Origin of the sequence: Pseudonocardia sp. EV170527-09 (genome assembly GCF_008369905.1) — a bacterium.
Classification (GTDB): domain Bacteria; phylum Actinomycetota; class Actinomycetes; order Mycobacteriales; family Pseudonocardiaceae; genus Pseudonocardia.
The window spans coordinates 37,496-58,457 of sequence record NZ_VRMC01000033.1; the positions used below are offsets into that span (position 1 = coordinate 37,496).

A 20,962-nucleotide genomic window follows, 5' to 3' on the forward strand; every position below is an offset into this window, starting at 1 on the left:
CGTTTCCCCGACGACCGCGGCTGGGACCTGGCCGCCCTGGGGGCCGACCCGGACGCGAACGTCGGCGGCTTCCTCTACGACGCCCCCGACTTCGACGCCGACTTCTTCGGCATCTCCCCGCGCGAGGCCGTCGCCACCGACCCGCAGCAGCGGCTGCTGCTGGAGGTGACCTGGGAGGCGCTGGAGCGGGCCGGGATCGACCCCGGCACCCTGCGCGGGAGCGACACGGGTGTCTTCGCCGGCGCGATGGGCCAGCAGTACCCGATCGGCCCGGAGGAGGCCGAAGGCTTCCAGCTGACCGGGACGGCGAGCAGTGTGCTGTCCGGACGGGTCTCCTACGTCCTCGGCCTGGTCGGGCCGACCGTCACGGTGGACACCGCCTGCTCGTCGTCGCTGGTCACGCTGCACCTCGCGGCGCAGGCACTGCGGGCGGGGGAGTGCTCGCTGGCCCTGGCGGGCGGGGTCACCGTGATGTCGGGGCCGGTCACCTTCGCCGAGATGGGGCGCCAGGGCGGGCTCGCCGCGGACGGTTTCTGCCGCGCCTTCGACGACGACGCGAACGGCACCGGCTGGTCCGAGGGCGTCGGGGTGCTGGTCCTGGAACGCCTCTCCGACGCCCAGCGGCACGGCCACGACGTGCTCGCGGTGCTGCGCGGCTCGGCGGTGAACTCCGACGGGGCCTCGAACGGGTTGACGGCGCCGAACGGTCCGTCCCAGCAGCGGGTGCTGACGCAGGCGCTGGCGCAGTCGCGGCTGGGTGTCGACGACGTCGACGTCGTCGACGCCCACGGCACCGGCACCGCGCTCGGCGACCCGATCGAGGCCCAGGCGCTGCTCGCGACCTACGGCCGCGGCCGCGAACAGCCGCTGCTGCTCGGCTCGGTCAAGTCCAACCTCGGGCACACCCAGGCCGCCGCGGGCGTCGCCGGTGTCATCAAGATGGTGCTGGCCCTGCAGCACGGCGTCGTCCCCGCGACACTGCACGTGCGGACGCCGTCGACGAAGGTGGACTGGTCGAGCGGCGCCGTCGAGCTGGTCCGCGAGCAGGTCGCCTGGCCGGACCGGGGACGGCCGCGGCGGGCCGGGGTGTCGTCGTTCGGGCTCTCCGGCACCAACGCGCACGTGATCGTGGAGCAGGCACCGGACCCGGCCCCCGCCACCGACACCGACCCCGCGGGAGACGACGGCGGGACCCCCGCTCCGGAGACACCCGCCCCGGTCGTGGCCGACACCGCCGCCGCGGTGCCGGTGCTGCTGTCCGGGCGCGGCGCCGAGGCGCTGCGGGCCCAGGCGCAGCGGCTGCTCGACACACTCGACGGGGACGCGCCCGCCCCGCTGCTCGACCTGGGGCTCTCCGCCGCCACCACCCGCGCCGCGCTCGACCACCGGGCCGCGGTCGTCGCCGAGGATCCCGACCGGCTGCGCGCCGGGCTGCGGGCGATCGCCACGGGCGAGCCGCACCCCGCGGTGCTGCTCGGCACCGCCGGGCCGCGCACCCGCACCGCGTTCGTGTTCACCGGCCAGGGCGCCCAGCGGATCGGCGCCGGGCGCCGCCTCGCCGCCCGCTTCCCGGTCTTCGCCGAGGCGCTCTCCGAGGTCGTCGCCGAGCTCGACCGGCACCTGGACCGCCCGCTGACCGAGGTGCTGTGGGGCGAGGACCCCGACGCGCTCGACGCCACCGCCTACGCCCAGCCCGCGCTGTTCGCGGTCGAGGTCGCGCTGTACCGGCTGGTCCGGTCCTGGGGGGTCGTCCCCGACGCCGTCGCCGGCTACTCGGTCGGCGAGATCGCCGCCGCACACGTCGCCGGTGTCCTCGACCTGCCCGACGCCGCCGCGCTGGTCACGGCGCGCGGCAGGCTCATGGCAGGCATGCCCGCCGGCGGGGCGATGGTCGCCGTCGACGCGGGCGAGGAGGAGGTCGCCGGCCTGCTCGGCGAGCAGGTGGCGCTGGCCGCGGTCAACGGCACCCGGTCGGTCGTGCTGTCCGGCGACGCCGACGCGGTCGCAAATGCCGCCGCGCGGCTCGCCGGCGACGGCCACCGCACGACCCGGCTGCGCGTCTCGCACGCCTTCCACTCCCACCACGCCGACCCGGTGCTGGCCGAGTTCCGCGAGGTCGTCGCCGGTCTGACCGTCCGCGAGCCGCTCGTCCCCGTCGTGTCGTCGGTGACCGGCGCCCAGGCCACCCTCGACGAGCTCGGCTCGCCGGAGCACTGGGTCCGCCAGGTCCGCGACACGGTGCGGTTCGCCGACACCGTCGGCTGGCTGATCGAGCACGGCACCGGCGTCGTCGTCGAGCTCGGCCCGGACGCCGCGCTCACGCCCATGGTCCGCGACCGCGCCGCCGACAGCGGCGCGGCCGTCACCGCGCTGCCGGTGCTCCGCGCCGGGCACGACGAGACCGTCACCGCCGCGGCGGCCGCCGCCGGGCTGCACCTGCGCGGCGTCGGCGTCGACTGGGCCGCCTGGTTCGCCGGCACCGGTGCGCGCCGCACCCCGCTGCCGACCTACGCCTTCCGGCGCCGGCGCTACTGGCCGCGCCGTCCGTCCGGCGCGGGTGACCTACGCGCCGCCGGGCAGGGGGCCAGCGGGCACCCGCTGCTGTCCGCCGTCGTGTCGCTCGCCGGCGCCGGCGGTACCCTGCTCACTGGGCGGCTGTCGGTCGACAGCCACCCGTGGCTCGCCGACCACGTCGTGCACGGCACCGTCCTGCTGCCGGGCACCGCGTTCCTGGAGCTCGCCGTCCGGGCCGCCGACGAGGCGGGGTGCGACCGCGTCGAGGAGCTCACCCTCTCCACCCCGCTGGTGCTGCCCGAGCGCGGTGCCGTCCAGGTGCAGATGTGGGTCGGTGACGCCGACCCGGACGGGGTCCGCGAGGTGCGGATCCACTCGCGCCCGGCCGACGACGAGCACCCGTGGATCACCCACGCCACCGGTCTGCTCGCGACCGGTGCCTCCGGGCCCGGTCCGCGACCCGACCGGAGCGCGGCGGACGGGGACGTCGTCGACGGCGCCGAGCTCTACGAACGCCTGGCCGGGCACGGCTTCGGCTACGGCCCGGTCTTCCGCGGACTGCGCACCGCGACGCCCGTCGACCCCGCTGCGGGCGCCGGATCCGGCGTCGACGTCGTGGTGGAGCTGCCGGCCGGTACCGAACACGACGGGTTCGGCATCCACCCCGCGCTGCTCGACGCCGTGCTGCACGCCACCGCGCTGCTCGGCGAGGCCGGACCCGGGGAGCACACCGGTGGCCTGCCGTTCTCCTGGCAGGGCGTCAGCCTGCACGCCTCCGGCGCCACCGCGGTCCGGGCCCGGCTCACGCCCGTCGCGGGCGGGGTCGCGATCGACGTCCGCGACCCCGACGGCGAGCCGGTCGCGACCGTCGAGTCCCTGGCGCTGCGCCCGCTCGCCGACGCCGCCGTGCCCGAGCCGGGTGCCCGCCCCCGCGCGCTGTACGGCGTCGGCAGCACGGTCGTCACCCCGGCCGCGGGCACCCCGGTCCCCGAGACCGTGCTGCTCGGCCCGGCCACCGCGGTCGCGGAGCTCGGACTGGACCCGCGGACCCCGGTCGTCGCGACCGCCGCCGAGGCCGCCGGGGTGCCGGTCGTCGTCGCCCCGGTGGCCACCGGGGACGTCCACGACCCGGTCACCGGGGCGCACGCCGCCACCGCGGCGGTGCTGGCACTGCTGCAGGACTGGCTGGCCTGCGACGCGGTCACCGACGCCCGGCTCGTCGTCGTCCCGGACGGGGACGGGCCCGCCGCCGACGCGGTGCGCGGCCTCGTCCGCTCGGCCCAGGCCGAGCACCCCGGCCGGTTCGCCCTGCTCGACCCCGGCCCCGCCGACGGGCGCGCCGACCTGGTGCCCGCCGCGCTCGCCGTCGACGAGCCGGAGATCGTCTGCCGCGACGGCGAGGTGCACGCCCGCAGGCTCGTCCGGCTGCCCGCCCCGGCCGAGGACCACACCCCCGGCTGGGGTCCTGCCGACACCGTCCTGGTCACCGGCGGCACGGGCGGGCTCGGCGCGCTCGTCGCCCGGCACCTGGTCACCGAGCACGGCGTCGGCGGCCTCGTGCTCGCCGGGCGCCGCGGCCCGGACGCCCCCGGTGCGGCGGAGCTCACCGCCGAGCTGACCGGCCTCGGCACGGACGTGGCCGTCGTGGCCTGCGACGTGACCGACCGCGACGCCGTCGCCGCGCTGCTCGACGCGCACCCGGTCACCGCGGTCGTGCACGCCGCGGGTGTCCTCGACGACGGCGTCGTCGACGGACTGACCGCCGGGCGTGTCAGCGGGGTGCTCGCCCCGAAGGCCGACGCCGCCTGGTACCTGCACGAGCTCACCGCCGACCGGGAGCTCACCGCGTTCGTGCTGTTCTCCTCGGCCGCCGGTGTCCTCGGCACCCCCGGCCAGGCCGGCTACGCGGCGGCGAACGCGTTCCTCGACGGACTCGCCGCGCACCGGCGCGCCGCCGGGCTCGTCGCGACATCGCTGGCGTGGGGCGCCTGGGACGGCCCCGGCATGCTCGCCGGAGCCGAGCCCGAGCGGCTGCGCCGGGCCGGGATGCCGGCCGTCGCCGTCGACGAGGGGCTGGCCCTGCTCGACGCCGCCGTCCCCGGGCCGGCCCCGCTGGTCCTGCCGCTCCCGCTCGACCTGTCGGTGCTGCGCGGGCTGCCCGAGGTCCCGCCGCTGCTGCGCGGCCTCGTCCGCGGGGCCCGCCGCTCCGCCGCGGGCACCGAACGTTCCCGCTCGCTGGCCCGCCGGCTCGCGGCCCTGTCCGGCGACGAGCGTGCCGCCGCGGTGCTGGAGCTCGTCCGCGGCCGGGTGGCTGCAGTGCTCGGGCACACCGGCGGCGACGAGATCGACCCCGACCGCCCGTTCGCCGAGCTCGGATTCGACTCGCTGACCGCGGTCGACCTGCGCAACTCCCTGGGTGCCGCGACCGGACTGCGGCTGCCCGCCACCCTGGTCTTCGACCACCCCACACCACGGGTGCTGGCCGGGCACGTCACCACCGAGCTCGCCGGCGCCGCCGTCACCGCGGTGACCCCGACGCCGGCGACCACCGCGGCCCGGACCGCGGACGACCCGATCGTCGTCGTCGGCATGGGCTGCCGGTACCCGGGCGGCGTCGGCGGCCCGGACGAGCTGTGGCGGCTGGTCGACGAGGGCCGTGACGCGGTGTCCGGGCTGCCGGTCGACCGCGGCTGGGACCTCGACGCGCTCTACCACCCCGACCCCGACCACCCCGGCACGTCCTACACCCGTTCCGGCGGGTTCCTGCACGACGCCGGCGAGTTCGACGCCGCGTTCTTCGGCATGAGCCCGCGCGAGGCGCTCGCCACCGACGCCCAGCAGCGGCTGCTCCTCGAGGCCTCCTGGGAGGCCGTCGAGCACGCCGGCATCGACCCCGGGACCCTGCGGGGCACCCGGACCGGGGTGTTCGCCGGGGTCATGTACAGCGACTACGGCGCGGGCACGGCCCCGTCCGAGGGGATGCAGGGCAGCGGCACCTCGCCGAGCATCGTCTCCGGTCGCGTCGCCTACACCCTCGGGCTGGAGGGCCCGGCCGTCACCCTCGACACCGCCTGCTCGTCGTCGCTGGTCGCGATGCACTGGGCGATGCAGGCACTGCGGGCGGGGGAGTGCTCGCTCGCACTGGCCGGCGGCGTCACCGTCATGTCCACCCCCGTCGCGCTGATCGAGTTCTCCCGGCAGCGCGGGCTCGCACCGGACGGACGGTCCAAGGCGTTCTCCGACGCCGCCGACGGCGTCAGCTGGGCGGAGGGGGTCGGCGTCGTCGTCCTGGAGCGGCTGTCCGACGCGCGCCGCAACGGGCACGAGGTGCTCGCCGTGGTCCGGGGCAGCGCGGTCAACTCCGACGGCGCCTCGAACGGCCTGATGGCGCCGAACGGCCCGGCGCAGCAGCGCGTCATCCGGCAGGCCCTGCGTTCGGCCGGGCTGACGACCGCCGACGTCGACGTGGTCGAGGCCCACGGCACCGGCACGGTGCTCGGTGACCCGATCGAGGCCCAGGCCCTGCTGGCCACCTACGGGCAGGACCGCGACACCCCGCTGCTGCTCGGCTCGGTGAAGTCGAACCTGGGGCACACGCAGGCCGCGGCCGGTGTCGCCGGGGTGATCAAGATGGTGCAGGCGATGCGGCACGGCCGGGTGCCGCGCACCCTGCACGTCGGCACGCCGTCGCGGCACGTCGACTGGGAGTCCGGCGCCGTCGACCTGGTCACCGAGCCCACGGACTGGCCGCAGGCCGGCCGCCTCCGCCGGGCCGCGGTGTCCTCCTTCGGGATCAGCGGCACCAACGCCCACGTGGTGCTGGAGCAGGCGCCGCCGGCCCCCACCGCGGCGCCCACCGTGATCGACCCCGGCACCGGCGCCGTGGCGCTGCACGTGTCCGGGCGCACCGAGGGCGCCGTCCGCGACCAGGCCGCACGGCTGCGCGCCCGGCTGGAGCAGCAGCCCGGCGACGACCTCGCCGACGTCGCGTTCTCGCTGGCCACCACCCGGTCGGCGTTCGAGCACCGGGCCGCGGTCGTCGCCGACGACCGGGACGGGGCGCTGCGCGGGCTCGCCGCACTCGCCGCGGGCGAGCCGGACCCCGGCGTCCTCACCGGACGGGCCGTGGCCGCGGGACCGGTCGCCGTGCTGTTCGGCGGACAGGGCAGCCAGCGGGCCGGCGCCGGGGCGCGGCTGCGCGAGCGGTTCCCCGCGTTCGCCACCGCCCTCGACGAGGTCGTCGCCGCGCTCGACCCGCACCTGGACCGCCCGCTGTACGAGGTGCTGCACGCCGCCGAGGGCAGCGCCGAGGCCGAGCTGCTCGGACGGACCCGCTACGCCCAGCCCGCGCTGTTCGCCGTCGAGGTCGCCCTCTACCGCCTGCTCACCTCCTGGGGCGTGCGCCCGGCGCGGGTCGGCGGGCACTCGGTCGGCGAGATCGCCGCCGCGCACGTCGCCGGGGTCCTCGACCTCGCCGACGCCGCCGCGCTCGTCGCCGCCCGCGGCCGCCTGATGGACGCCCTGCCCGACGGCGGGGCCATGATCGCCGTCGAGACCTCGGAGGAGCAGGCACGCGCCGCGCTCACCGACGGCGTCGCGGTCGCGGCGGTCAACGGGCCGACCTCGGTCGTGCTCTCCGGCGTCGCCGACGCCACCGAGCGGGTCGCCGCCACGTTCGCCGCGCAGGGCCGCCGCACCACCCGGCTCGACGTCAGCCACGCCTTCCACTCGCCCCTGATGGAGCCCGTCCTGGACGAGTTCCGCCGGGTCGTCGAGGGTCTGACGTTCGCCGAGCCCGCACTGGAGATGGTCTCGACCGTCACCGGGGCACCGGCCGTGGCGGGCGACCTGGCCTCGCCGGACTACTGGGTCGCCCACGTCCGCTCCACCGTGCGGTTCGCCGACGCGGTCGCGGCGTTGCGCGACGCCGGCACCGGCGCCGTCGTCGAGGTGGGACCGGACACCGTGCTCGCCCCCGCCGTCCGGGCGGTGCTCGGCGACACGGCCACCGTCACCGGGGTCCTGCGCGCCGGCCGCGAGGAGGACCTCTGCGCGCTGGCCGCGCTGGCCCGGTTGCACGTCGACGGCGTCGCCACCGAACCGGCCGCGCCGTACCCGGGAGCCCGACGGGTCACGCTGCCCACCTACGCCTTCCAGCACACCCACTTCTGGCCGGTCGCCGACCTCGGCCCCGCCCGGGGCACCGCCGCGGGCGGGGCTGCGGACGGGGCACTGTGGGACGCCGTCGACCGCGGCGACGCCGAGGACCTCGGCGCCCTGCTGCGGCTGCCCGCCGGCGACCGCGCCGCGCTCGACGCGGTACTCCCCGCCCTGTCGTCGTGGCGCTCGGGCAGCCGTCGTCGCACGCAGCTCGACGGCTGGCGCTACCGGGTCACCTGGAGCCCGGTGCGGGTCACCGACAGCCCGGTGCTCGACGGCGACTGGCTGCTGCTCGCCCCGGCCGCCGGCGCGCCGGACCCCGGTGTGCTCGACCCGTCCGCCCTGCGCGACGCGATGAGCGTGCACGGCGCCCGGGTCCACCTCGTCGAGGTCGACGTCACCTGCACCGACCACGCCGTGCTCGCCGAGCGGGTCGGCGCCGCACCGTCGGGCCGCTGGAGCGGCGCGGTGTCGCTGCTCGCCGCCGACGGGTCGGCGCACCCGCTGCTCTCGGGCGGGCTCGCACTCACCGTCGCCGCCGTCCGCGCGGTCGACGCCCCGCTGTGGGCGATCACCCGCGGGGCCGTGGGCACCGGCGGCGGTGACCTGGCCCGGTCGCCGCACCAGGCGGCCGTCGCCGGGTTCGGCTGCGCCGTCGCCCTGGAACTGCCGCACCGCTGGGGCGGCACCGTCGACCTGCCCGCAGGCGGCGACCCGGCCGAGGTGCCGGCGGGAGTGCTGTCGGCACTGTCCGGGCTGGGGGAGGACCAGCTCGCCGTCCGCGACACCGGTCTGCTCGCCCGTCGGCTGGCGCGGCGCCCCGGACGTCCGCTGCCCGAGCAGTACCGGGTGCACGGCACCGTCCTGGTCACCGGTGGCACCGGTGGCCTGGGCGCCGCCATCGCCGGGCGGCTCGCCGACCTCGGTGCCGGGCGGCTGGTGCTCACCGGGCGCCGCGGCCCCGACGCCCCCGGCGCCGAGGAGCTGCGCGCCGACCTGGAGGCCCGTGGGGCCGAGGTCCGCTTCGTCGCCTGCGACGCGGCCGACCGCGACGCGCTCGCCGCCGTCCTGGATTCCGCGGGCGACGACGAGCTGCCGCTCACCGGGGTCGTGCACGCCGCCGGTCTCGGCCAGCGCACGGCACTGGCCGAGACCTCCGACGACGAGCTCGCCGCCGTCCTCGCCGCCAAGGCCACCGGCGCCGAGCTGCTCGACGAGCTGCTCGGCGACCGCGACCTCGACCTGTTCCTGCTGGTCGGCTCGATCGCCGGAGTGTGGGGCAGTGGCGGGCAGACGGCCTACGCGGCCGCCAACGCACACCTCGACGCCCTCGCCGAGTCCCGCCGGGCCCGCGGCCTGACCGCCACCTCGGTGGCGTGGGGACCGTGGGGCGAGATCGGGATGGCCGCCGAGTACACCGCCGACGACCTCACCCGTCGCGGACTGGCCCTGCTCGCGCCGGACGCGGCCCTCGACGAGCTCGTCCGGGCGCTGGCCGACGGGGACACCACCGTCACGGTCGCCGACGTCGACTGGGCCCGCTACCTGCCCGTGTTCACCTCGGTGCGCCCCAGCCCGCTGCTCGCCGACCTCGCCGAGCGGACGGCACCGGTGACCGCGGCCGCCCCGGCCGGTGCCGGTGCCGGCGAGCTGCGCGGCCTGGCACCCGCCGAGCGCCGCCGCAGGATCGTCACCCTGGTCCGCGCCGCCGCCGCGGCGGTGCTCGGACACGACTCCCCGGAGGCCATCGACCTCGACCTGCCGTTCCGCGACCTGGGCGTCGACTCGCTGACCGCGGTGGAGCTGCGCCGCGCGGTGGGCGACGCCACCGGTCTCGAGCTGCCCGTCACCCTGGTCTTCGACCACCCCACCCCGGCCGTGCTCGCCGCGTTCCTGGACGGGGAGCTCGGCGGGGCCACCGACCCCGCGGTCGACGGCTCCCCGCACACCCCCGTCCACACCGCTGGCCCGGCCGACGAGCCGATCGCGATCGTCGGGATGAGCTGCCGGTTCCCCGGCGGCGCCGGCACCCCCGAGGAGTTCTGGGCCCTGCTCGACGACGGTGTCGACGCCATCACCGAGTTCCCGGCCGACCGCGGGTGGGACGTGGCCGCCCTGCTCGACGCCGACCCGGACGCCCCCGGCGCGACCTACTCGCTGGCCGGGGGATTCCTGCCGGAGGCGGGCGACTTCGATCCCGGCTTCTTCGGGATCAGCCCGCGCGAGGCGCTCGGGATGGACCCGCAGCAGCGGCTGCTGCTGCAGACGACCTGGGAGTCGATCGAGCGGGCCGGGATCGACCCGGCCGGGTTGCGCGGCACCCGCACCGGCGCCTTCGTCGGTGCCAGCTACGCCGAGTACGGCGGCAGCGAGGAGGGCTCGGAGGGCTACCAGGTCACCGGCACCCTGCCCAGCGTGCTGTCCGGGCGGCTGTCCTACGTGCTCGGGCTGGAGGGCCCGGCGGTCACGGTGGACACGGCCTGCTCGTCGTCGCTGGTCGCGCTGCACCTGGCCGTGGCATCGCTGCGGTCGGGCGAGTCCGACCTCGCGGTCGCCGCCGGTGTCACGGTCATGCCGAACCCGAAGCCGCTGATCGCGTTCAGCAGGCAGCGCGCGCTGGCCCGCGACGGCCGGTGCAAGGCGTTCTCCGACGACGCCGACGGCATGACCGTGTCCGAGGGCGTCGGCGTGGTGCTGGTCGAACGGCTCTCCGACGCCCGCCGCCACGGCCACGAGGTGCTCGCGGTCGTCCGTGGCTCCGCGGTCAACCAGGACGGTGCCTCCAACGGGCTCACCGCCCCGAACGGGCCGTCGCAGCAGCGGGTCATCCGGGCCGCGCTGGCCGCGTCCGGTCTCGCCGCCCACGAGATCGACGCGGTCGACGCGCACGGCACCGGCACCGCGCTCGGCGACCCGGTGGAGGCCCAGGCGCTGCTCGCCACCTACGGCCGCGACCGCGACGCGGAGCGGCCGCTGTGGCTGGGCTCGGTGAAGTCCAACATCGGGCACACCCAGTCCGCGGCGGGCGTCGCGAGCGTGCTGAAGATGGTGCTCGCGCTGCGGGCCGGCCTGCTGCCGCGGACCCTGCACGCCGGCACGCCCTCGTCGCACATCGACTGGGACGCCGGTGCCGTGGAGCTGCTCACCACGGCGCGGCCCTGGCCGCGCGGCGAGCGCCCCCGCCGCTGCGCGGTCTCGGCGTTCGGCATCAGCGGCACCAACGCGCACCTGGTCCTGGAGGAGGCGCCCGAGGAGCCGGCCACCGAGCCCACGGCGACCGAGCCCACCGCGACCGAGCCGCCGGCCACCGACAGCCCCGTCGTCGCCTGGCCCCTCTCGGCGCGGACCGCGGAGGCGCTCGCCGACCAGACGGCGCGGCTGCGTGCCCACCTCGAGGCCGTCCCCGCGCCCGCAGCGGACGTCGCTTTCTCGCTGGCCACCACACGAACGGCCTTCGAACACCGCGCCGTGGTGGTCGGTCGCGACACCGACGCGATGGCTGCGGCGCTGGCGGACCCGGCGGCCGCGGACGTCGTGACCGGGGTCGCCGACCTGGCGGGTCCGGTCGCGTTCGTCTTCCCCGGCCAGGGCGCCCAGTGGGCCGGCATGGGGGCCCGGCTGGCCGAGCAGTCCCCGGTCTTCGCCGAGCGCCTCGCCGAGTGCGCGGCCGCGCTGGCCCCGCACGTCGACTGGTCGCTGCTCGACGTGCTCCGCGAGGCCGACGGTGCCCCGACCCTGGACCGGGTCGACGTCGTGCAGCCCGCGTCCTGGGCGGTGATGGTCTCGCTGGCGGCCCTCTGGCGCTCTCTCGGCGTCGAGCCGGACGCGGTCGTCGGACACTCCCAGGGCGAGATCGCCGCGGCGTGCGTGGCCGGGGCACTGAGCCTGGCCGACGGCGCCGCGGTCGTCGCCCGGCGCAGCCTCGCGATCGCGCGGCGGCTGTCCGGCCGCGGCGGCATCGCTTCGATCGCGCTGCCCGCCGAGCAGGTCGCGGCCCGGATCGAGCCGTGGGGTGAGCGGCTCTCGCTGGCCGCGGTGAACGGGCCCGGCGCGGTCGCGGTGTCCGGTGACTCGGCCGCCCTCGACGAGCTCCTCGAGGCCCTCGCGTCCGACGGCGTCCGGGTCCGCCGGATCGCCGTGGACTACGCCTCGCACTCGGCGCACGTCGAGGACATCCGGTCCGAGCTCGCCGACGAGCTGGCCGGGATCACACCGGTCGCACCGCAGGTGCCGTTCCTGTCCACCGTCACCGGCGACTGGATCACCGGCGCCGAGCTCGACTCCGGCTACTGGTACCGCAACCTGCGCGGCACGGTCCGGCTGGAGGAGGCCGTCCGTACCCTGCTCACCGCCGGCCACCGGGCCCTGGTGGAGGTCGGTGCGCATCCCGTCCTCGTCGCCGGACTGGAGGACACCGTCGCCGCCGCGGGCGCGCGCGCCGTGGTCACCGGCACGCTCCGCCGCGATGGCGGCGGCCTGGACCGGCTCTACACCTCCGCCGCGGCGCTCGCCGTGCGCGGTGTGTCGGTCGACTGGGGTCGCTGTGCCGCCACGGGCCGACGCATCGGGCTGCCCACCTACCCGTTCCAGAACGCGCGGTACTGGAGCGACCCGGTGCTCCCGCCCCGCCCGGGCGGGGACGGGGCACCCGACGACACGTTCTGGGACGCCGTAGAGGCCGCCGACCTGCCGGCCCTCACCGCCGACCTCGGCGTCGACGAGGCCGTGCTCGCACCGGTCCTGCCCGCTCGGGGGGAGTGGCGGCGCAGGCGCCGGGACCGTTCCACCACCGACTCCTGGCGCTACCGCACCACCTGGACCCCGCTCGGGCGGCTCCCGCTCGCGGCGCTGCACGGCACCTGGGTGCTGGTCGAACCGGACCCGGTGTCGGAGCACGCCGACCCCGCGCACGCCGACGCCGTCGCCGACACGCTGCGCGGGCACGGCGCCACGGCGCACCGCATCGCCCTCGACGCGGCCTGCGCCGACCGGGAGGTGCTCGCCGGCCGGCTGGCCGGCCTGTCCGCCCACGACCGCACCCAGGACGGCACCCAGGACGGCGCCCAGGACGGCACCGCCACCGACGGCACCGGCGTCCGGGGTGTGGTGTCGCTGCTCGGCGATGTCGAGGCCCCCACCCCCGGCCACCCGGCGCTGCCGCTCGGCGCGGCCTGGACCCTCGCGCTCGTCCAGGCGCTGACCGACCCCGACCGGGACGGCGGCCCGCTCACGGCCCCGGTCTGGTCCCTCACCCGGGGCGCGGTCGGCACCGGCCCGGCCGACCCGCCCTCGCACCCGGTCCGGGCGATCGCGACCGGGATCGGCTGGACCGCGGCCCTGGAGCACCCGCGCAGCTGGGGCGGCACGGTCGACCTGCCTCCGGAGCTCGACCGCCGCGCCGCCCAGCGGCTGGTCTCGGTCCTGGCCGGGGGCACCGGCGAGGACCAGCTCGCGATCCGCGCGTCCGGGGCGCTGGCCCGACGGATCGAGCGCGCCGCCGCCCGCGACGACCGGCCGCGCCCGTGGTCGTTCGACGGCACCACCGTGATCACCGGCGGCACCGGCACGCTCGGCCCGCACGTCGCCCGGTGGGCGGCACACCAGGGCGCCGAGCACCTGGTGCTGCTCAGCAGGCGCGGACCCGATGCACCCGGTGCCGCCGAGCTCGCCGCGGACCTGACCGGGCTGGGCGCCGACGTCGAGATCCGGTCCTGCGACATCACCGACGTCGACGCGCTGGCCGCCGTCCTCGACGACCTGGCCGCGGCCGGGCGCACCGTGCGCACCGTGCTGCACACCGCCGCGGTCATCGAGCTCGGCAGCATCGCCGAGACCGATCCCGCACAGGTGGAGCGGGTGCTGCACGCCAAGGTCACCGGCGCGGCGAACCTGGACCGGCTGCTCGGCGACGACGTCGCCGAGCTGGTCTTGTTCTCCTCGATCTCCGGTGCCTGGGGCAGCGGCCACCACGCCGCCTACGTGGGGGCCAACGCCTACCTGTCCGCGCTCGCCCGCCACCGCCGGGCCCGCGGCCTGGCCGCGACGGCGCTGTCCTGGGGCATCTGGTCCGACGACCTCGGACTCGGCCGGATCGACCCCGAGCAGATCACCGGCAGCGGCCTGGTGTTCATGGACGCCCGCCTGTCGCTGGACGCGATGCAGCGGGCCGTCGAGACCGGCGAGGCCGATCTGACGCTGGCCGACATCGACTGGCGCCGCTACCACCCGGTGTTCACCGCGGCGCGGCCGACGACGCTGTTCGACGAGGTCCCCGAGGTCGCCGCGCTGGCCGCCGCCGACCCCGCCGCGGGCGGCGACGCCGGGCTGGCCCGCAGGCTGCGCGAGCTCACCCCCGCCGACCGCGACCGCGCCCTGTTGGACCTGGTCCGGACCACCGCCGCCGCCGTGCTCGGCCTCGGCGGACCGGACGAGCTCGCCGAGGGCCGGGCGTTCCGCGACGTCGGGTTCGACTCGCTCACCGCCGTCGACCTGCGCAACCGGCTCGTCGCCGCCACCGGACTCACCCTGCCGACCACGATGGTGTTCGACCACCCGGATCCGGTCGCGCTGGCCCGCTTCCTCGACGGCGAGCTCGGCGGCGGCGGGGCCGCCGGGCCCGTCGTGCCGCCCCCCGCGGCGCGTGCCGACCTGGCCGACGACCCGATCGTCGTCGTCGGGATGGGGTGCCGCTATCCGGGCGGGGTCACCTCGCCCGACGACCTCTGGCAGCTCATGGTGGACGGCGGCGACGCGATCGACACCTTCCCCGCCGACCGCGGCTGGGACGCCGCGGCCCTGTTCGACGACGACCCCGACGCCGTGGGCAGCACCTATTCGGTGCGGGGCGGTTTCCTCTCCGGGGTCGCCGACTTCGACGCCGCGTTCTTCGGGATCTCCCCGCGCGAGGCACTCGCGATGGACCCGCAGCAGCGCCTGGTCCTGGAGACCGTGTGGGAGACCGTCGAACGCGCCGGGATCGACCCGTCCAGCCTGCGCGGGACCCGGGTCGGCACCTTCGTCGGGGCCAGCTACCAGGACTACGACAACGTCCGCGCCGGTGCATCCGGCGGTGACCCGTCCGACGGCGCCGAGGGCCACCTCGTCACCGGCACGCTGTCGTCGATCCTGTCCGGGCGGGTGAGCTACCTGCTCGGCCTGGAGGGCCCGGCGGTCACCCTGGACACGGCCTGCTCCTCCTCGCTGGTGGCGCTGCACCTGGCCTGCCGCTCGCTGCGCGACGGGGAGTCCACGATGGCCCTCGCCGGCGGTGTCAGCGTGATGGCCACCCCCGGCGCGTTCGTCGGGTTCAGCAGACAGCGCGCACTCGCCGCCGACGGCCGCTGCAAGGCCTACTCCGACGACGCCGACGGCATGACGCTCGCCGAGGGGGTCGGAATGCTCCTGCTGACCCGCCGTTCGGAGGCGGAACGCCACGGGCACCCGATCCTCGCGGTGGTCCGCGGCAGCGCGATCAACCAGGACGGCGCCTCCAACGGGCTCACCGCCCCCAGCGGTCCCGCGCAGCAGCGGGTGATCACCGCCGCGCTGGGCGAGGCGGGTCTGATCCCCGCCGACGTCGACGTCGTCGAGGGGCACGGCACCGGAACGGCGCTCGGCGACCCGATCGAGATGCGGGCCCTGCAGAGCACCTACGGCGAGCGCGCCGGGCGGGCCCCGCTGGTGCTCGGCTCGGTGAAGTCCAACATCGGCCACACCCAGATGGCCTCCGGCGTCGCCGGCGTGATCAAGATGGTGCTGGCGATGCAACACGGCATCGTGCCGCCGACCCTGCACGCGGCCACTCCGACCACCCACGTCGACTGGTCGTCCGGGACGATCACGCTGCCGCAGCGGCCCCAGGAGTGGCCGGAGACCACCGGCCCGCGCCGAGCCGCGGTCTTGTCGTTCGGGCTGTCCGGCACCAACGCGCACACCGTGCTGGAGCAGGGACCGGGCCTGCTCGCCGCCACCCCGCTCGACGGACCCGAGACCGACGGCCCCGAGACCGACGGGCGCGAGGTCCCGCTGGTGCTCTCGGCCCGCGACCCCGGCGCGCTGCGCGCCCAGGCCGCCGCACTCCTGGAGCTGCTCGGCGACGAGCCGTCGGTCCGACCGGCCGACCTCGCCCACTCGGTCGCCACGACCCGCACGTCGTTCGAGCACCGGGCCGCGGTCGTCGCGGCCGACACCGGCGAGCTCACCCGTGCGCTCGGGGCCCTGCGCGACGACCGGCCCGACCCCGCTCTGGTCCGCCCAGGGCCCGGTGGCCGCGGACGGACGGCGTTCCTGTTCAGCGGCCAGGGCAGCCTGCGGGCGGGTGCCGGCGCCGGGCTGTACCGGCACTTCACGGTGTTCGCCGAGGCCCTCGACGAGGTGCTGGCACACCTGGACACGCTGCTGGCCGCCCCGGTCCGTCCGCTGCTGCTCGACGAGACACCGGCCGCCGCCGAGCGGATCGACCGCACCGGCGCCGCGCAGCCCGCGCTGTTCGCCCTGCAGGTCGCCCTGTACCGGCTCGCGGTGTCCTGGGGGCTGCGCCCGGACGTGCTCGTCGGACACTCGGTCGGCGAGATCGCCGCCGCGCACTGCGCCGGCGCGCTGACCCTGCCCGACGCCTGCCGCCTGGTCGCCGCCCGCGCCGGCCTGATGGAGGCACTGCCCGACGGCGGCGCGATGGTCGCCGTCGAGGCCACCGAGGAGGAGGTCGCCGCGCTGCTGACCGCCGGGGTCGGCGTCGCCGCCGTCAACGGGCCGCGGTCGCTGGTGCTCTCCGGTGAGGCCGACGAGGTCCGCGCGGTGGCCGAGGCACTGGCCGCGCGGGGTCGCCGCACCACCGCGCTGCGGGTGAGCCACGCCTTCCACTCGCCGCGGATGGACGGCATGCTCGAGGCGTTCCAGGCCGTCGCCGCCGGGATCCCGGCCGTCGCACCCGAGATCGCGGTCGTGTCCACCCTGACCGGCGCCCCGCTGACCGCCGCGGAGCCGCTCACCGCCGAGTACTGGGTGCGTCAGGTCCGCGAGCCGGTCCGGTTCGCCGCGGCGGTGACCCGGGCGCACGCCGACGGCGCCCGCAGCTTCGTCGAGCTCGGCCCGGACGGTGTGCTGTGCGCCGCGGCCCGTGCTTGCCCCGGCCCGGACGGCGACGACTCCGTCCTGGTCCCGCTGCTGCGCCGGGACCGTACGGAGACCGCGAGCGTCGCCGTCGCGCTCGCCACCCTCGCCGTGCACGGCACCACGACGGACCCCGCCGCAGTGTTCGACGGCACCGGTGCGCGCACGGTCGCCCTGCCGACCTACCCGTTCCGGCGCACCCGGTTCTGGCCGGAGGCCGCCCCCGCGACCGCCGACACCGGTGCCACGGCCGACCCGGCCGACGCCGCGTTCTGGGACGCCGTCGAGCGCGGCGACACCGACGCCGTCGCCGCCGCGCTCGACCTCGAGCCCGCCGCGGTGGCCGACCTCGTCCCGGCGCTGGCCGCCCGCCGTCACGACATCCGCGAGCGCGCCGACGTCGACCGCTGCCGCTACACCGTCACCTGGAAGCCGGTCGGACCCGTCCCGGACGCGTCCCCGGCGGGCGGGGACTGGCTGGTGCTGCCGCACGACGGCGGCACCTGGGCCGCCGCCGTGCTCGACGCGCTCGGCGCCCCCGCCACGGCGGTACCGGGCGGCCCCGGCATCCTGGCCGACCGCGCCGCACTGGCCGGGGCGGTCGCCGGGGTGGTCACCGGGGAGGCGGACACACCACCCCGGGGCGTCCTCCTGCTGCTCGGCGACACCGACACCGACACCGGCGCCACCGCCGCCGACCTGACCGCCCGGGTGGCGGCAGCGGTCGGGGCGCTCGGTGACGCCGGCGTCGACGCGCCGCTGTGGTGCCTGACCCGCGGCGCCGTCGCGATCGGCCGCTCGGAGACGGTCGCCGCCCCGGTCGGGGCGGTCGTCTGGGGCGTCGGCCGGGTCGCCGCGATGGAGGTCCCGCAGCGGTGGGGCGGCCTCGTCGACCTCCCGGCGGGCACCGACACGGCGGCACTGCGCCGGCTGCCCGCGGTGCTCGCCACCGGTGGTGACGAGGACCAGGTCGCGGTGCGCGCGTCCGGGGTGTACGCCCGCCGTCTGGTGCGCGGCACCGACCGTGGCGCCGTCGGCACGGCGGGCGGGTCCGTCGACCTGTCCGGCGGGACCGCGCTGGTCACCGGCGGTACCGGTGGCGTCGGAGGGCACGTGGCCCGCTGGCTCGCCGCCCGCGGGGCCACGCACGTGCTGCTCCTCGGCCGTCGCGGCGTGGACGCGCCCGGTGCCGCCGAGCTGGTCGCCGCGCTCCGTGAGGCCGGTACCGGCGCCGACGCCGTCGCCTGCGACGTCACCGACCGCGAGGCGCTGGCCGCCGTCCTCGACGCCGTGCCCGCCGACCGCCCGCTGCGCGCCGTGGTGCACGCCGCCGGCGTCGTCGACGACGCCGTGCTCGACACCGTGACCACCGGCTCGGTCGACGCGGTCCTCGGGCCGAAGGTCACCGGGGCCCGCAACCTGCACGAGCTCACTGTCGAACGCGGCCTCGACCTGCGGGCCTTCGTGCTGTTCACCTCGACCGCCGGCGTCGTGGGTGCCCCGGGACAGGGCGCCTACGCCGGTGCCAACGCCTACCTCGACGCACTCGCCGAGCACCGTCGCGCCGCCGGTCTCCCCGCGACCGCACTCGCCTGGGGACCGTGGGCCGGCGCCGGCATGGCCGACAGCGGCGTGGTCGCCGACCGGGTGCGCCGCGGCGGCCTGGTCCCGCTGGCACCGGAACGCGCGGTCGCCGCGCTCGGCCGGGCGCTCGACCGCGGCGACACCACGACCGTGCTGGCCGACATCGACTGGGACCGGTTCCTGCCGGCCTTCACCGCGCTGCGCCCGCTGCCGCTGCTCTCGGACCTGGCCGAGTCCCGGGCCCGGTCCACGGGTGCCCCCGCACCGGACGTGCGGCCCCGGCCGGGGGACCGGGCGGCGCTCGCCGCCCTGGTCCGCGGTGAGGCCGCCGCGGTGCTCGGGCACGCCGACGCCGCCGCCGTGGACGACGACCGCGCGTTCCGCGACCTCGGGTTCGACTCGCTGACCACCCTGGAGCTGCGCAACCGGCTCGCCGCCGCGACCGGGCTCACCCTGCCCGCGTCGCTGGTGTTCGACTTCCCGACCCCGCGCGAGCTCACCGCGTTCCTGCTTGCCGAGCTGGGCGGGCCGGCGGCATCCGACGGCGCGGTCCCGACCGGGCCCGTCACCGCCGCGGCCGACGACGACCCGATCGCCGTCGTCGGCCTCGGCTGCCGCTTCCCCGGCGGGGTCGCCTCGCCGGAGGACCTGTGGACGCTGCTGGAGAACGGCGGCGACGCCATCACCGGGTTCCCCACCGACCGCGGCTGGGACCTGGACGCACTGGCCGGACACACCGCGACCACCCGCGCCGGGTTCCTGACCGGGGTCGCCGACTTCGACGCCGCGTTCTTCGGGATCTCCCCGCGCGAGGCGCTGGCGATGGACCCGCAGCAGCGCCTGGTGCTGGAGACCGCGTGGACCGCGCTGGAGCGGGCCGGCATCGACCCGTCCACGCTGCGCGGCACCGGCACCGGTGTGTTCGTCGGCACCAACGGCCAGGACTACGGGGAGGTGCTGCGCCGCGCCGGCGACGCCGAGGTGCTCGGCCACGCCGCGACCGGCACCACCGCGTCGGTGCTGTCCGGCCGGCTGGCCTACGTGCTCGGCACCGAGGGACCGGCCGTCACCGTCGACACCGCCTGTTCGTCGTCGCTGGTCGCGCTGCACTGGGCGACCCGGGCGCTGCGCTCCGGAGAGGTCGGCCTCGCACTCGCCGGCGGCGTCTCGGTCATGTCCACACCGGACGCCTTCGTGGAGTTCAGCGCGCAGGGCGGGCTGGCACCGGACGGGCGCTGCAAGGCCTTCGCCGACGGCGCCGACGGCACCGGCTGGTCCGAGGGGGCCGGGATGCTGGTGCTGGAGCGGCTCTCCGACGCCCGCCGCAACGGGCACACCGTGTGGGGCCTGGTCCGCGGCTCCGCGGTGAACTCCGACGGTGCCTCCAACGGGCTCACCGCCCCCAACGGGCCGTCGCAGCAGCGGGCCATCGCCGCCGCACTGGCCGACGCGGGGCTGCCCGCCGCACACGTCGACGCCGTCGAGGCGCACGGCACCGGCACCGTCCTCGGCGACCCGATCGAGGCCCGCGCGCTGGCCGGCACCTTCGCGGGGCGGCGTGACCACCCGCTGCTGATCGGCTCGGTGAAGTCCAACCTGGGCCACACCCAGGCCGCGGCCGGGATGGCCGGTGTGATCAAGATGGTGCTGGCGATGCGGCACGGCGTCCTCCCGCGGACCCTGCACGCCGCCACCCCGTCCCCGCACGTGGACTGGGCGGGCGGGCCGCTGGAGCTGGTGCAGGACACCACCGCGTGGCCGGAGACCGGTCGCCCGCGGCGGGCCGGGGTCTCGGCCTTCGGGTTGTCCGGTACCAACGCGCACGTCGTGCTGGAGGCGGGCCCCGACCCGGTGCCCGCCCCGGCTCCGCCGGCCGGTGCCGTGCCGTGGCCGGTGTCGGCCGCCGCCGCCGACGCCCTCGACGAGCAGGTCGCCGGGCTCCCGCCGGTGCCCGCCGACGACGCCGGACGGGCCGCCGTCGCCCGCACCCTGGTGCACGGCCGCGCCACGCTCGCACACCGCGCGGTGCTGCTCGCCGGGACCGACGGGACCGTCGAAGAGCTCGCCCGCGGCGTCGCCCGCGGCAGCGGTGGCACCGCCTTCCTGTTCACCGGCCAGGGCAGCCAGCGGCCGGGCATGGGGGCCGGGGTCTGTAACGAGAACGGTGGTTCCGGCGATGTTGTCAGTAGTGCTCGGCGCCCGGCCAGCGGTCACCGAAAGTGATGGCGAAGGCGTTGAGGACTGGCTTCCAGCGCATCATCCATCGGGTGTGGCCTCGTCCGGTCGGGTCGAGGCTGCGGGTGACAAGGTACAGACATTTCATCGCGGCCTGCTCGCTGGGGAAATGCCCTCGCGCTCGGACCGCTCGCCGGTAGCGGGCGTTCAACGATTCGATCGCGTTCGTCGTACAGATCACCCTCCGGACCTCGATGTCGTAGTCGAGGAACGGCATGAACTCGGTCCAGGCGTTACGCCACAAACGTATCATCGCCGGATGGGCTCGCCCCCACTCGTCATCGAGATCATCCAGCGCGGCTGCAGCGGCATCGGCGGTGGACGCGGTGTAAATAGCTCGGATGGCGCGTTTGACGGC

Annotated in this window: 2 protein-coding genes; one reads left to right on the top strand and one right to left on the bottom strand. The window is 77.2% G+C overall.

What is annotated here, in order from left to right; translation table 11 throughout:
* Window positions 1-36 precede the first annotated feature (36 nt).
* Window positions 37-20,592 (top strand): type I polyketide synthase, encoded by a 20,556-nt coding sequence (locus FVA95_RS12695; protein ID WP_255474645.1) that lies wholly within the window; start codon window positions 37-39, stop codon window positions 20,590-20,592.
* Here the strand turns inward: FVA95_RS12695 and FVA95_RS12700 are convergent.
* A partial coding sequence (locus tag FVA95_RS12700; protein ID WP_193564344.1) for a transposase occupies window positions 20,552-20,962 on the bottom strand: 411 nt, incomplete at its 5' end. The two genes, FVA95_RS12695 and FVA95_RS12700, sit on opposite strands and share 41 nt — an antisense overlap.